11 protein-coding genes and 1 tRNA gene are annotated in these 13,619 nt (G+C 72.6%); 6 read left to right on the top strand and 6 right to left on the bottom strand.

Translation table 11 applies throughout. The annotated features are described in order from the left end of the window. Positions 1–35: 35 nt before the first annotated feature. The gene (gene nrtL / locus ACZ5GP_RS24000) at positions 36–1,241 is read right to left on the bottom strand and encodes an ArgS-related anticodon-binding protein NrtL (protein ID WP_468752772.1); all 1,206 of its coding nucleotides are present in this window, start codon (positions 1,239–1,241) and stop codon (positions 36–38) included. Between the two features lie 418 nt (positions 1,242–1,659). After that, positions 1,660–2,244, bottom strand: a complete 585-nt coding sequence (locus tag ACZ5GP_RS23995; protein ID WP_468752771.1) for a response regulator — start codon at positions 2,242–2,244, stop codon at positions 1,660–1,662. 228 nt (positions 2,245–2,472) lie between these two features. Here ACZ5GP_RS23995 and ACZ5GP_RS23990 point away from each other — a divergent pair. From ACZ5GP_RS23990 to ACZ5GP_RS23980, 3 genes are all read left to right on the top strand, one after another. Then, positions 2,473–2,544: transfer RNA gene (locus ACZ5GP_RS23990), tRNA-Arg, on the top strand. 366 nt (positions 2,545–2,910) lie between these two features. Then, positions 2,911–3,549 (top strand): DUF6313 family protein, encoded by a 639-nt coding sequence (locus tag ACZ5GP_RS23985; RefSeq protein ID WP_468752770.1) that lies wholly within the window; start codon positions 2,911–2,913, stop codon positions 3,547–3,549. Position 3,550: 1 nt separating this feature from the next. After that, positions 3,551–3,910, top strand: a complete 360-nt coding sequence (locus ACZ5GP_RS23980) for a hypothetical protein (RefSeq protein WP_468752769.1) — start codon at positions 3,551–3,553, stop codon at positions 3,908–3,910. Between the two features lie 409 nt (positions 3,911–4,319). Here the strand turns inward: ACZ5GP_RS23980 and ACZ5GP_RS23975 are convergent, their stop codons facing one another. Next, positions 4,320–4,703 carry a DUF6083 domain-containing protein gene (locus tag ACZ5GP_RS23975; protein WP_468752768.1) on the bottom strand — a complete coding sequence of 128 codons (384 nt, stop codon included), beginning with the start codon at positions 4,701–4,703 and terminating at the stop codon, positions 4,320–4,322. Positions 4,704–4,919: 216 nt separating this feature from the next. Between ACZ5GP_RS23975 and ACZ5GP_RS23970 the strand changes: the two genes are divergently transcribed. Next, a complete protein-coding gene (locus ACZ5GP_RS23970; protein WP_468752767.1) occupies positions 4,920–5,747 on the top strand; it encodes a class I SAM-dependent methyltransferase in 828 nt (275 codons plus the stop codon). Between the two features lie 73 nt (positions 5,748–5,820). After that, positions 5,821–6,333, top strand: coding sequence for a hypothetical protein (locus ACZ5GP_RS23965; protein WP_468752766.1), 513 nt, complete (start codon positions 5,821–5,823; stop codon positions 6,331–6,333). Between the two features lie 75 nt (positions 6,334–6,408). Here the strand turns inward: ACZ5GP_RS23965 and ACZ5GP_RS23960 are convergent, their stop codons facing one another. Continuing rightward, the gene (locus tag ACZ5GP_RS23960; RefSeq protein WP_358586027.1) at positions 6,409–6,837 is read right to left on the bottom strand and encodes an SRPBCC family protein; all 429 of its coding nucleotides are present in this window, start codon (positions 6,835–6,837) and stop codon (positions 6,409–6,411) included. A gap of 197 nt (positions 6,838–7,034) precedes the next feature. On the opposite strand from ACZ5GP_RS23960, the gene ACZ5GP_RS23955 reads away from it, so the two are divergent. Next, positions 7,035–7,796, top strand: a complete 762-nt coding sequence (locus tag ACZ5GP_RS23955) for a thioesterase II family protein (RefSeq protein WP_468752765.1) — start codon at positions 7,035–7,037, stop codon at positions 7,794–7,796. Between the two features lie 49 nt (positions 7,797–7,845). Here the strand turns inward: ACZ5GP_RS23955 and ACZ5GP_RS23950 are convergent, their stop codons facing one another. Both ACZ5GP_RS23950 and ACZ5GP_RS23945 read right to left on the bottom strand, forming a co-directional pair. Further along, positions 7,846–10,107 carry a beta-ketoacyl synthase N-terminal-like domain-containing protein gene (locus tag ACZ5GP_RS23950; protein WP_468752764.1) on the bottom strand — a complete coding sequence of 754 codons (2,262 nt, stop codon included), beginning with the start codon at positions 10,105–10,107 and terminating at the stop codon, positions 7,846–7,848. Beyond that, positions 10,104–13,616, bottom strand: a complete 3,513-nt coding sequence (locus tag ACZ5GP_RS23945; protein WP_468752763.1) for a non-ribosomal peptide synthetase — start codon at positions 13,614–13,616, stop codon at positions 10,104–10,106. Before ACZ5GP_RS23945 ends, ACZ5GP_RS23950 begins: the two co-directional genes overlap by 4 nt. Between the last annotated feature and the right edge of the window lie 3 nt (positions 13,617–13,619).

The following is a 13,619-nucleotide window of genomic DNA, read 5'->3' as shown; positions in this document are numbered from 1 at the left end:
CTCGTGGCTCGCGGGGGTCACGGATGTCACGGGCGTCACAGGTATTCGGGTGCGCTGATGCCGAGCAGGGACAGGCCGCCGGCGAGCACCGTCCCGGCGGCTTCGGCGAGCGCGAGCCGGGCACGGTGGGCGGCCGAGGGTTTCTCGTCACCGAGCGGCAGCACGAGGTGCTGGTACGCGAGCAGGGCGTCGGCGGTGCCGACGAGGTGCCGGGCGAGGCGGTCCGGGGCGTGGTGCCGGGCGGCGGCGGCGAGGGTTCGGGGGTGGGCGGCGAGGTGGCGGAGCAGGTGCTCGGCGGTGCCTTCTGTGGGGGTGGGGTCGGCGCCGGGGACGGATTGCTCGCCGGGGGCGGTTTGCTCGCCGGGGGCGGTTTCGGCGCCGGGGGCGGTGGTGCGGGGGGCGGTGGTGCGGGGGGTGGGTTCGCTGCCCGGGGTGGCGGCTCGGGGGGCGGTGTCGCCGGGGGCCGGGGTGAAGCCCAGCTGGGCGGCGTTGCGGGTGAGCGCGCGGGCGCGGGAGTGGGCGTACCGGACGCGGAAGAGGGGGTTGGCCTCGCGCTGCGCGAGATGGTCGTCGCCGCCCTGTTCGGGGGCGACACGGGGCCGGTCGTGGGCGGCTGGGTGGAGCAGCGCCCAGCGGGCGGCGTCGCGGCCCAGGCGCAGGGGGTCCGACCCGGCCGGGGCCGGGACGGGACGCAGGGTGGGGAGCGGCTGCGGGGGGCGGCCGTGGGCGTCGACGCGTACACCGAGGAGGTCGACCCAGCGCGGGTCGGGAGCCGCGTCGCAGGTGACGCGGACGAGGACGCCCTGGGAGCGCAGGATGCGGCGGACACTGTCGGCGAGGACGACGGCGCGCAGTTCGTGGGGGGTGTGGAGCTGGGCGGTCTCCCCCGTGTCCGGGTGGACGTGTCCGTAGCAGGTGCCGCGCCGCAGGACCTCGCGTACGAGGGTTTCGGCGGGCGCGCCGGCGAGGGTGATGTTCAGGAACCCGGGCCCGGTGACGTCGACGCCGGCGATGCCGGGCTCGGCGGCGATCCGCGGCGACAGCAGCTCGGCCACTTGGCGGGGGGGCCGGCCTGCGGCGCGGGCGACCTGGAGGGCGACGTTGGTGGCGTAGTCCCCGTGCCCCCCTGGCCGGGGCGGCTCCACCTGCACCCTCTCCGGCACGACCACACTGAGTTCCCCCACGTCAACGGCATGACGCAGGGCACGCAGCACGGTGCGGGAGAGCTCGACGGGGGTCACGGGGACAAGCGTATGGGAGGAGGGGGGTGGGTCGGCGACTCGGTTTCCGGGTGGTCTTGGGATGTGGACGGGGTGGGGCGGTCGGTGGGGTTGGGGGGTGGGGTTGAGGGGTGGGGCGGGGCCTGTGGCTTACCGGGGTGCGGTGTGCGCCTGGCAGGGGGGCGCGGGTACGGCGGCGGACCGGCCCGGGCTGGGCGGGCCTAATTCTTGGCCGGGGGGGGCGGCGTGGCGTGAGCCGGGGCATGGGCGTCTTAGGCGGGGGCGGCAGCCTGGCACGAGGTTGAGCCGGGACCTTGGCCCGGGCCGAGGGGCGCCTGCGCCTGGAGATTGATCCCGGGCGGCCCGGGGGTGAACCCCTGCTGACCTGGACCTTGGCTCTGGACGGCCTGTCCGGTCTGTCCCGTCTCTGCGGCTCGGATCAGCCGCCGGGCCGGGCGGCGGGCTCGGCGTCACCGGGGACACCGGTGTCATCGCCATCGCCATCACCGGCGCCTGCGCCGCCGTCGGCAGAGCAGTCACCCATCGGGCTGGGGCCGAACTCAGGCTCATACCCCCGGGGCTGGGCGTCGCCACCGCCCGCATCGGCATGCGCGACGTGACGCCTGTCGTCCGCCTCGGACCCCTCGGCCCCTCCGCTCCCCTCCGACTCCCCCGACAACTCGCGCCCCACCAATTGCCGTACGACGGTGACGAGTTCACTCGGCTCGAAGGGCTTGGCGAGAAAGGCGTCGACGCCGACCTCCAGCCCGCTCTCGACCTCGTACTGCGTACAGGCGCTGACGACGACGATGGGCAGCTTCCCGGTCCGCGTGTCGGCCCGCAACAGGGCGGCGGTCCGCAGACCGTCGAGCCGGGGCATCACGACGTCGAGGGTGATGACGTCGGGCTGAACCTGATGGACGACGTCCAGGCACTCGGCACCATCGGCCGCGGTCACGACCTCGAAGCCCTCCAGCTCGAGATTGACCCTGATCAGTTGCCGAATGACCTTGTTGTCGTCCACAACAAGCACGCGGCCGGGCACGCCTGGCACAACTCGAGAGTAGGTCCGCAGCCCCGATCGCGTCCCGGTTTTCCCCACTTCCACCTCCCGGGAGCCGCCTCCCGCCCGCCCCCGACCCCCGTGACCGCAGCGCTCCCACGACAGCCACGGAAGCGAAGAAATACCTGTTCATGGAGAGCCCCGGAGAGCTGGTAGGGTTCTACCCGTCGCCGCGCAACGCGACGATGCGCCCCCGTAGCTCAGGGGATAGAGCAACGGCCTCCGGAGCCGTGTGCGCAGGTTCGAATCCTGCCGGGGGCACTTCGCAGTTACCAGCGTGATCAAGTCGCTGACCTGCGCAAGTGCCACGCTTGAAGAGCCGGACCCAGTGCCACTGAGTCCGGCTCTTTTTCGTTGGCTGTCACTGATCGCGAGTGAGTGGCGAGTGAGATCTCACCGGCGGATCGCTCCGCCTGACAAGGGCGGCGCCTGCCCACGGTCTGCGGGTGCACTGCCAAGGGACAACTGAGCGAGGACACGGTTCCGTCCCAAGTGGGGACTGCACTTGCCGACTCGTCCGCGACCTACGGCAGAATCGGCCCCTTGGAGAATGCGTGCCCACCATGCGGTGCGCGCTGGCACGCAGGGGGAGCCTTGCCCGTTGGGCCCATCCCGATCCCGGGTCACTTGAAGCTGCCATCCACGCGCACGCCCCTGGTCAAGCGGCTACGGCGTACTTGGCGCTCACGGAAGGCGCTGAAAGGTGTCAGTCAGTGGGTCCTCGACGTCGGAGTCCCCATCGGCGTCCTGGTGGGGGTCCTGTACGTCTTTGCCGCACGTGCTGCAAGCCCTAGCGACGTCTACCAGGCCTTCGCCCTGTTGAGCGCTCCCCGTCATGTCCTCCTGTGGATCGCGTCGGTCATCGGCTGGCTCCTCGTCCCCGCCATCATTGGTGGAATCGCCGGCCACGTGATCGCGAAGCGCATTGACCGGTCAAAGGCAGTGGCGAGCAATGCCGCCTTCACTCAACGGCGCTTGGCCCAGCGACTTTCGCCCCCAGGACTCATCGAGGATCTCCGGCCGTACTTTCACGGGACGCACGCGCAACAGGGTTTCGTCGACGCATGGGTACGCGTCGCCCATCGCAACGACTGGGACCGGGCGCAAGATCACTGGGAACTTTTCGTCAAGTACGTCATGTCAACGGAGCAGTACGCCCTCCTGGACAGACACGAATGTCTGCGACAGGCTCAGAACACAGCGAAAATGGCGCTTCGGTTCGCGGCCCTGACTGGTCAGTGCCTCGTCTGCGAGAGGAGACGCTGACATGCGCGGAGAAGACGCCCTGGAGATCGTCCGGGCTTCGCTGGCACTGGCCATGCCTACCGCAAGCACAGACGGCCTCACCCGGGCCGCGGAGGCGGTGCTCCTTTGGGGTTCGGAGGATGCCGCCGACCACCTTGACGAGAGTCTGAGTCGCCGGATGCTTGTCGACCTTTTCGATGCCGCTCACGCCGCACCCAGTGGATTTCCCGCAGCGGAACCGGAGCAGTTCATGCGCGGGTGGGATCGCAACGCCGAATCCGTCGCCCAGTATCGGACATGGGCGCATACGGACGACATGGCGGACCTCATCCGTCGGACTCGGCCGCCCGAGCCTGACGACCCCGTTGTGCCGTTCGCGTAAGTATTGCGGCGCCGGAGCCATATACGGAATGGTGCAGCACTCAAATCGGCGCGGTGCGTCAAATGCCTCGCCGAGTTCCGCCGGAACGTCAGCGCCGTCGGCCATAGTGCCGCCGCACGCGACTTGGCAGAGGAGGCCGGCGAGCACAGGCTGTGGATCGCTGCGGGAGTGTAGGGCTTCTCGGCGGTCTCCGGCCGTACACCGTGTTGGAGCCCATGCGGAGCAGTTCTGCCCCGGGTGGAGTCGAGGCCCGCCGCCTCGCACGCCTCACGCATGACGGCTTCCATGCCCTCCGCCGTTAACTACGGGCCGACGTCGTGATGATCTTGACTTGGCCCCGCCTCGGGCAGCGCCTCGCCGAGGGCGGGGGGTTCGCGTATACGCGGCCATGCGTCGCTAGGAACGTCCATCAGCCGGCGTCCGGCCACTTCTCAGGGGGTGCAGGCTGTTCCGGATCGTGCTGTCGTCTCATTTGCCGGGCGTTCTCCCCTCGTAGGGAGGTCAGCCACGGCCATAGATCCGGCAATGGTTGTGCGGGGCACGCGAGGCGGTGCTCAACGCGGCAGCGCTGGAACTGGTCCGGCGGGCACACCCCGTACACCGTCACCCGCCCATCGGGCAGTTCGATCCACCGATGCTCGGCCGGCACCGTGTGTGCCAGAGGCTTCATGTCCGGTTCCAGCAGTACCCAGTCCTGCTCGAGTGTCGGCACCCGGTCCTGCAACAGCCCACAGACAGGGCAACGGGACTGCCCACCACTCAGTCGCCGCGGTTCCTTCTCTGCAAGCCCCATACCGTGAGGGTCGCCAGTCCGTCAGTCCAGGCGTAGTGCGCGAACTGGACGGAACCCCTGGAGCAGCAGTCCGTCAGCGGTACGAAACGCGACGCGGCAGGTACCGCCAACAACCGATGTCCGTCGGCACACGGCCGAGATTCGGCGGAGCCCCCGGTTCAGCGGCCGCCGCAACCCAGTGGCATCTGCGTGGACGGACTCATAGCTTGGGCATTCGTGACCGGTGATCCAAACATGCGCCCCCATCGACATGACCTCGGCCTGGTGTTCAACGAGGTGCCGGAGCTGTATGACCGCGTCCGGCCGGGGTACCCCGGCGAATTGATCGCGGACCTTGCCGCCATCACCGGCATGAGTGAACGGTCGTCGGTGCTGGAAGTGGGCTGCGGTACCGGTCAGGCCACGCGCTCGCTGGCAGGGCTCGGATGCTCGGTGACCGCTGTCGAGCCGGGTGCCGGCATGGCCGCGCTTGCTCGTCGGCGTCTCGCCTCTTTCCGTAACGTCCAAGTCGAGTCGTCGACGTTCGAGGCGTGGGACGACCACGGTCGACGATTCGATGTGCTCGTGGCCGCGTCGTCATGGCACTGGGTCGACCCGGCGATTCGCTGGCGGCGAGCGCACGACGTGCTCCGTCCCGCCGGCTGGATGGCGCTGCTGGGGAACGTCGTCATCCGGCGCTCGGGAGAATCGGAGGTCTACGCCGAGACCGCCGATCTCCATGAGCGATTCTGTCCCGGAAATCCTGACTGGGGGCCTCCACCCCTTGAGGACGACGTGTGCGCCACTGACAAGGGCTGGGGCCCGGTCGGCGATTCCGGAGGATTGTTCGGTCCAGCCATCGTGCGCTGGTATCCAACCGTCCAGTGGTTCACAGGGGACGGGTTCGCCGATCACCTTCGCTCGTTGTCTCCGTACCGGAGACTCCCGTACGACGTCCGCGAGCCTTTGCTCGACGCCGTCGCCGATCGGATCCGCACGCGGATGGGCGACCGGGCCGCCCGCCGGTATCTGAGCGTTCTGCGGGTCGGACGGCGCGCCCAGTGAGATCAGGCGCCCATGGCCGCCGTGTTCGTCCTTCAGGCGTTCCCGGGTGCCTGTCGGCGGCAGAATGGTGGGGGTGGAGGACTGGGGGGTCGCGTTGATCGCGGCGGGGGCGGCCGTGGCCGGGAGTGTGGTGACGGGGTGGTTCACGCGGAGTACCGGGGTTCGGCAGGCCGATGCCGCCCGGCATGCCGGGGAGGAGCAGGCCGCGGCCGCCCGGCACGCCGGGGAGCAGCAGGCCCGCGCGCTCCTGCGCTCCGTCCAGGCGACGCTCAGCGATCAGCGCGCCATGCGTCGGCTGGATCTGCGGCGGCAGGCCTACGTCGCGTTCCTCGTCGTGGCCGAACGGCTTCTGGAGGCGCGCCGCAGTGGCACCGGCATCAGCCGGCCGCTCATGAGCGACGCTCGCCACGCGATGTACGTCGTCACCCTTGAGGGACCGACTGAGGTTTCGAGCGCCGCCTCCCTGGTCGTGGAAAGCGCGCTCCGGTCCGTGGGTGGCCGTGCGGGCGGGCTCGAGGATGTGCAGGCAGCCGTACGCGACTTCTTGTTCGCGGCGCAGGACGCGCTCAGGTCGCCGCCCGGGTGAGACGGCCTCCCCGACCTGGCGAGGAACCGTGTCGGGGAGTCTGCCTCGCAGTCCACGGACGCGCCGTCCGGCGCGTCAGGCGCCCGTCGCCTCGTGTTCTGCCATGCGTTTGAACTCGCCCAGGTCGTAGTTGGCCAGGGTCGCGTCGAGGTTGGTGAGGGCGCCGAGGTGTTCCAGGAAGCCCTTGGGGTCGTATTCGATCTGGAGCGTCACCCGGCTCTCCGTGTCGCTGAGGTGGTGGAAGGTGACCACGCCCGCGTGGTGGACGCCCTCCGTCGTGCGCCAGGCGATGCGCTCCTGGGGGATCACCTCGGTGAGTTCCGCCACGAAGCTCTTGTCCGCGCCGGGGAGCGAGACCTGCCAGGCGAAGGTGGTGCCGTCGATCCGCTGGACGTGCTTCACGTGGCTCAAGAAGGCCGGCCAGCGCTCCACGTCCGCCCAGAGTTCCCAGCTCACGGCCACGGGTGCCTTGATGTCGACCGCTTCGAGCAGTGAGGATGCCATGCGTCCATCTCTCCTTCGTACGTGGTGCGTTCGGCGGGTCCGGTGACTCTCCTCCCGTTACCCGCGGACGTGCGATCCACCGCCGTGGATGTTCCGCCGCCGGGAATTCGCCCCGCCGTCGCCGTTCGTCCGGCATGCTGGCCGCGGCGGTGGACCGGTCGGCGGTTCGCCGCGGTACAGGAGAGGAGGGCGCCTTCGTGGGCGACTGGATACGTTGCTACCACCCGGCACCCGAGGCCGGGTTCCGTCTGCTCTGCTTCCCGCACGCCGGCGGGTCGGTCAGCGCCTATCACGCGATGTCCGCCGCCGTCACGGGTGTCGTGGAGCCGCTGGTCGTGCAGTACCCGGGGCGGCAGGACCGGTTCGGCGAGCCGTTCGCCGCGGGGCCGGACGAGATCGTCGACGCCGTCTTGGACGAGCTGCCCCAGGGCCCGGGGGACGCGCCCCTCGCCCTGTTCGGGCACAGCATGGGCGCCCTGGTGGCGTTCGAGGCCGCACGGCGTCTGGAGGCCGAGGGGCGGCCCCCCGTGGCCCTGTTCCTCTCCGGCCGGGCGGCGCCCGCCGTGGCCCGGCCCGCGGCGGGGCGTGCCGTGCGGGACATGACCGACGCGGAACTCGTCGAGGAGATGCGCAAGTTGTCCGGGACCGCCGACGAGCTGCTCGACTCACCCGAGCTGCTCTCGCTGTTCCTGCCGCCGATGCGCGCCGACTACCAGATCGTCGACGACTACGTCTACCGGCCCGGGAAAGCGCTGGGTTGCCCCGTCGTCGTCCTCACCGGCGACAACGACCCGCGCGTCACCCCCGACGAGGCGCGCGCCTGGGAGAGCGAGACGCGGGGCGCCTTCTCCTGTCACGTCCTGGCCGGGGGCCACTTCTTCCTCGACGCCCATCTGCCGTACGTCGCGGGCGTCATCGCCTCCTCGCTGCCCGATCGGAAGGCGATGACGACCCCGTAAGTGACGAACCCGTGCGTGTCGTTCGGGCCGTCGTGTCCGGGTGCGTCGGCTACTTGGGGGGCTCCTCCGCCTCGAACTCCGCGAGGAGCGCGTCCAGCGAGTCGTCCGCCCCGTCCGGCTCCTTCGCCTCGACGATGCGTACCGCCAATTCCTGGAGGGTCAGTTCCTCCAGGAACAGGGTGATCGGTACGTCGATGCCGAGCTCGTCCCGGAGCCTGCCGACCAGGTGGACGGCGGTCAGCGAGTCGCCGCCCGCCGCGAAGTAGGTCGTCCCCGGGGCGAAGCCGGCCGTCCCCTGGGCGGTGGCGCCGGGCGTGTCCAGGCCCAGGGCCTCGGCCAGGACGGCGTGGACCGTCGGCAGCAGCTCCGCATCCGGGGCGGGGGCCGTGGCGGACACGGCGGATTCGGGTTCCGGGGTCCTGGGCGCCGTCTTCAGCGTCAGCGCGCCGTACCTCTCCCCCGCGAAGGGGTACGGCGGCAGGCTCACCCTGCGGGCGCCCTCCGCCGCCTCCGGCCAGGCGACCGTGCCGCCCTTGAGCCACAGCTCCCCGAGTTCGCGCAGGCCGGCCACGTCCGGGCCGTCCTCCTGCTCCGGCCACGGGCGGCCCTCCGCCAGCGCCAGCAGCCGCTGGGCCGCCTCCGCCGGGTCCGCTGCCAGGACGTACGCGCGTACGTCCATGGGGGTACGGGCCGTGCGCAGCGTGTGCGCCGTGTCGGCGAGGGAGGGGGCGTCGGGAGAGCGCAGGACCGCGGCGAGCCGGGCCGCGAGCGCGGTGAGGGCGGTCTCCGTCCGGGCCGACAAAGGGAGGATCTCGGTCCTGCGGTGCCGGGACCGCGGGGCGTGGCGGGGGCGTTCCGGGGCCTGTTCCAGGACGACGTGGACGTTCGTACCGCCGATTCCCAGTGAGCTGATTCCCGCGCGGCGCGGGCCGTCGGCGGGGCGGGGCCACGGGGTCGCGCGGTCCACGACGTGGAACGGCGAGTCTGGCAGGCCCAGTTGGGGGTGCGGGCGGGTCAGACTGACCGTGGGGGCCAGTGTCGCGTGCTCCAGCATGAGCGTCGCCTTGATGAGCGAGGCCACGCCCGCGGCCGCGTCCAGGTGGCCTATGTTCGACTTCACCGAGCCTATGCCGATGCCGGTGGCTACTTCTCCGGCTGTGCCGGTGCCTGTGTCTGTTCCCGTTTCCGGTACGGGGGCGAACGCCGCCTTTGCCGCCGCCAGTTCGACGCGGTCGCCCAGTTCCGTCGCCGTGCCGTGGGTCTCCACGTACTGGGCCGCCGACGGGGTGAGGCCCGCCGCCGCCCAGGCCTCGACGATCGCCGCGGTCTGCTGTTCGACGCCGGGGGCGGTGAAGCCGAGCTTCGTGGCGCCGTCGTTGGTCAGGGCGCTGCCGCGCAGGACCGCGCGGATCGGGTCGCCGTCGGCGAGCGCGTCGGACAGGCGGCGCAGGACGACGACGCCCACGCCGCTGCCCGGCACCGTGCCGGCCGCCCGCTCGTCGAAGGGGCGGCAGCGGCCGTCGGGCGAGAAGATGCCGCCCTCGTAGTGGACGTACCCCTGTCGGCGGACGGTGTCGACGCTGACGCCGCCCGCGAGCGCGGTGTCGCACTCGCCGAGGAGCAGCGCCTGGGCGGCGAGGTGCACGGCGCTCAGCGAGGTCGAGCAGGCCGTCTGCACGGTCAGGCTCGGGCCTTCGAGGCCGAGGCGGTAGGAGATCCAGGGGGCGAGGAACTCGCGGTCGGTGAGGATGCGGATCTGCATCGCGCCGATGGACGCGGCCAGTTCGCGGTCGGTGTGGGCGGCCAGCATGTGCTCGGTCGGGCTGCCGCCGACGTACACCCCGGTGCGGTCCGGGGCGGCGAGCGGGTCGCGCCCGGCGTCCTCCAGGGCGGCCCAGGCGGTCTCCAGGAGGAGCCGGTGCTGGGGGTCCAGGGCGGTGGCCTCGGTGCGGTTGAAGCCGAACAGCTCGGCCTCGAAGCGGTCGGCGTCGGCCAAGTAGCCCTTGGTGGGCACGTGTTCGGGGCGGCGCAGTTCGGCCGGGTCCGCGCCGTCGGCCAGCAGCTCCGCCTCCGTGAAGTCGGTGAGGGAGCAGACGCCGTCGCGCAGGTTGGCCCAGTACGTGTCCAGGTCGGGGGCGCCGGGGAAGCGGCCGCTCATGCCGACGATCGCGATCGCCGAGTCGGAGACGTCGGTGACGTCAGTGGCGTCGGGGGCGTCGGGGGCGGGATCCGTGCCGGTGGTGGTCTCGGGTGTTGCCGTCCGGTCGGCTTCGGGCACCCGGGTGGAGGCCTGGGGTGTTGGCTCGGTCATCGTGGCGTGCCCTTTCTGGAGCGGAGCCGTTGTGCGGCGGCGTTCTGGCGTGCGCGGCGGTCGCCGCCCCTGCGTTCCGCCGCTGTGACGGCGGGGGCCTCGGTCGCCCTGGTGGGCGCTTCGTCCGGGGCGCGTGGGTGGCGCCGGTCGAGATGCGCGGCGAGCGCGGCGACGGTGGGGTGGCGGAACAGGTCGACCAGGGTGAGGTCGGCGGCGGCGTCCGATTCCCCGGCCGTCGGCAGCGCGCGCAGGGCGTCCAGGACGCTCAGGAGCCGTACCGAGTTGCCGCCGAGGTCGAAGAAGTTGTCCTGGACGCCCACCCGTTCGAGGGTCAGCGCGTGGGACCACACCTGTGCCACGCGCCGCTCGGTGTCCGTGCGGGCGGCAACGTACGTACGGCTGAACTCCGGCCGCCGCGGCGTCGGATCGGGCAGCCGGGCCCGGTCGATCTTGCCGGAGCGGTTGAGCGGCAGTGCGTCGAGGTGGACGTAGACCTCGGGGAGCATGAAGCCGGGGAGGCGTTCGGCGAGGTGGGCGCGGAGGTCGTCGTCGGCGGGGGTGGCGCCCTCGCGGTGCACGACGTAGGCCACCAGCCGCTGGTCGGGGGCGGGCCCCGGGGTGGCGGGGGCGGGCCCCGGAGCGGGGGTGGCGGTGGTGCGCACGGCGGCCGCCGCGACCGCCACGTCCGGGTGGCCCGCCAACAGGGCCTCGATCTCGCCGAGTTCGATGCGGATGCCGCGGAGTTTGACCTGGGAGTCGGAGCGGCCGAGGTAGTGGAGCCGGCCGTGCGCGTCCACGCGGGCGAGGTCCCCGGTGCGGTACATGCGGGAGCCCGGCGGGCCGTACGGGTCGGCGACGAAGCGTTCGGCGGTCGGGCCGGGGCGGCCGATGTAGCCGCGGGCCAGCGAGGCGCCCGCGATGTAGACCTCGCCGCTCACGCCGGTGGGCACCGTGCGCAGGCGGGCGTCCAGGACGTGGACGCGGGCGCCCGGGACGGGGCGGCCGATCACCACGGGCTCGCCCGGTTCGAGGTCGGCGGTGGTCGCGTAGACGGTGGCCTCGCTCGGGCCGTACGCGTTGACGATCCGGCGGCCGGGTTCGCCCAGCCGCTCGACCAGCTCGGCGGGGCAGGCCTCGCCGCCGACAGCGAGCGTCCGCAGGTGCGGCAGGCGCCCCTTGATGTCGGGCAGCAGCATCGCGGCGGACGGCGGCAGGAAGACGTACGTGATGCGGGAGTCCCGCAGCCTGGCGAAGAGCGCCTCGCCGAGGCGTTCGTCGTCGCGCGCGATGTGCAGCTCGGCGCCGGCGACCCAGGGGAAGAACAGGTCGGACACGGCGACGTCGAACCCGAACGACACGAACTGCAGGACGCGGTCCTCGGCGGTGACGGGGAACGCGGGGCGCACGGCTCGGGTGAGGTTGAGCAGCGCCCGGTGCTCGACGGCGACGCCCTTCGGGACACCGGTGGAGCCGGAGGTGAACAGGACGTAGGCCAGGTCGTCGGCGGTGGGAGCGGGCGCCGGCGGGAGCGCGGGTGCGGGCTCGTCGGCGGCCGGCGGGGTGTCCGCGCGCAGGCAGGGGACGCCGAGCCGCTGTCCGGCGGCCTCGGTCGGGGCCGCCGTCAGGAGCAGGCCCGTGCCGGACGCCTCGACCATGTGCGCGAGGCGGGCGTGCGGGTGCGCCTGGTCGAGGGGGACGTACGCGCCGCCCGCGCGCAGCACCGCGAGCGCCGCGATGCCCATCTCGGGCGAGCGGGGCAGCAGCAGACCGACCCGGAAGCCGGGGCGTACGCCGGCCGCGCGCAGCCGAGTGGCCAACGCGTCCGCTCTGTCGAGCAGTTCGCGGTAGGTCAGCCTGGTGTCGCCGCAGACGAGGGCGGTGGCGTCGGGCCTGGTGGCCGCGACGTCCGCGATCAGGTCGGGCACCAGGCGGTCGGTGGGTGCCGCCTCGGCCGTCCGGTCGGCGGCCGCGAGGGCCGCGCGGCGCTCGTCGGCCGGGACGGCGTCGAGTGCGCGGAGCGGCAGGTCGGGGCGGGCGAGGGCGGCGTCGAGCAGCGTACGGAAGTTCCGCGCCCAGGCGCGGACGGTGGCGGCCTCGAAGAGGTCGCGGCGGTAGATGAAGTGGGCGGCGAGGGCGGGGGCGGGGGTGGCTGTTGGGCCCTTGGGGGGTTCCGCCCCATGGTCGCCCCCCGGGGCCTCCGCGGGCTCCTGCCAGCGTTCGACGTGCAGGTGGAAGTCGAACTTCGCCGTGCGCAGGGCCAGGGGGAGGCGTTCGACCCGGGCGCCCGTCAGCGTGAGGGACAGGTCGGTGTCGTCGTCGTAGGCGAAGACCAGTTGCACGACCGGGTCGTGGCTCGTGTCGCGGGTCGGGGCGAGGGTGTTCACGACGGCCTCGAAGGGCGCGTCCTGGTAGGGGCCGCCCGCCAGGAGTTCCGCGCGGATCCGGCCGATCAGCTCGCCGTACGTCGGGTCGCCGGACAGGTCGACGCGCAGCGCCAGGGTGTTGGTCAGCATGCCGACCATCTCCTGGAGTTCGGACCGGTCGCGCCCCGACACGGGGAAGCCGATGACGAGGTCGTCGCGGCCCGTCAGCCGCCCCAGGAACGCGGCGTACGCGGCGAACAGCGCCATGAACGGCGTGGCGCCCCGGGTCCGGGCCACCGCCGCCAGGCGCTCGCGCACCCCGGCGTCGAGCAGGAACCGCTCGCTGCCGCCCGCCGCGGAGCGCACCGCCGGGCGGGGCCGGTCCAGGGGCGGCGAGACGACCTCGGGGGCGCCGCGCAGCCGCCCGGCCCAGTGCGCGACGGCCTCGGCGTAGGCGCCCTCGGCCTGGCGGTCGCGCTGCCAGGCGGCGAAGTCCGGAAACTGGAGCGGGAGTTCGGGGAGAGCGGGAGGTACGGGGTGGGCCGGGTGCGCGCCGCGCTCGTTCTCGTACGCCGTCGACAGGTCCCGCAGGATGACGCCCAGGGACCAGCCGTCGCAGACCAGGTGATGCGCCACGAGCAGCACGCGGTGGCTGCCGTCGTCGACGGCGTACACCGTGCAGCGCAGCAGCGGTCCGGTCGCCGGGTCGAAGGGGCGGGCGGCGTCCGCCCGCATCCGGTCGTCCGCCTCGCCCGCCGGTACGTCCCGCGCGAGCGTGACGTGCGCGCGCCCCGTGGCGGAGACGATCTGCGCCTGTGTGCCGTCGGCGGCGGTGCGGAAGACGGTGCGCAGGGCCTCGTGCCGGGCCACGACGGCGTCCAGCGCGCGGGTGAGCGCGTCGGCGTCGAAGGGGCCGTGCACGGCGAAGGCGGCGGGGACGTTGTACTGGGGAGTGCCGGGGTCCAGCCGGTCCAGGACCAGGAGGCGGGCCTGGGCGTCGGAGACGGGGAACTCGTACTCCTCCGGGGCGGCCGCCGGGGGTGTCTGGGTCGGGGGGTGCGGCTGGTTCGGGGGGTGCGGCTGGGTCGCCGGGTGCGGGGCGTCCGCCGGGTCGTGCGGGGTGTCCGCCGGGTGCGGTGCGTCCACTGG

It is taken from the genome of Streptomyces sp. NPDC031466 (assembly GCF_055581265.1).
Note: the sequence above shows the minus strand (reverse complement) of the source record. Positions and strands in the feature narration are given on the sequence as shown.

Bases quoted from the DNA above. Each gene is read 5' to 3' on its own strand.
- ACZ5GP_RS23975 (WP_468752768.1), bottom strand. From the start codon at position 4,703: ATGGGGCTTGCAGAGAAGGAACCGCGGCGACTGAGTGGTGGGCAGTCC.
- ACZ5GP_RS23960 (WP_358586027.1), bottom strand. From the start codon at position 6,837: ATGGCATCCTCACTGCTCGAAGCGGTCGACATCAAGGCACCCGTGGCC.
- ACZ5GP_RS23980 (WP_468752769.1), top strand. From the start codon at position 3,551: ATGCGCGGAGAAGACGCCCTGGAGATCGTCCGGGCTTCGCTGGCACTG.
- ACZ5GP_RS23950 (WP_468752764.1), bottom strand. From the start codon at position 10,107: ATGACCGAGCCAACACCCCAGGCCTCCACCCGGGTGCCCGAAGCCGAC.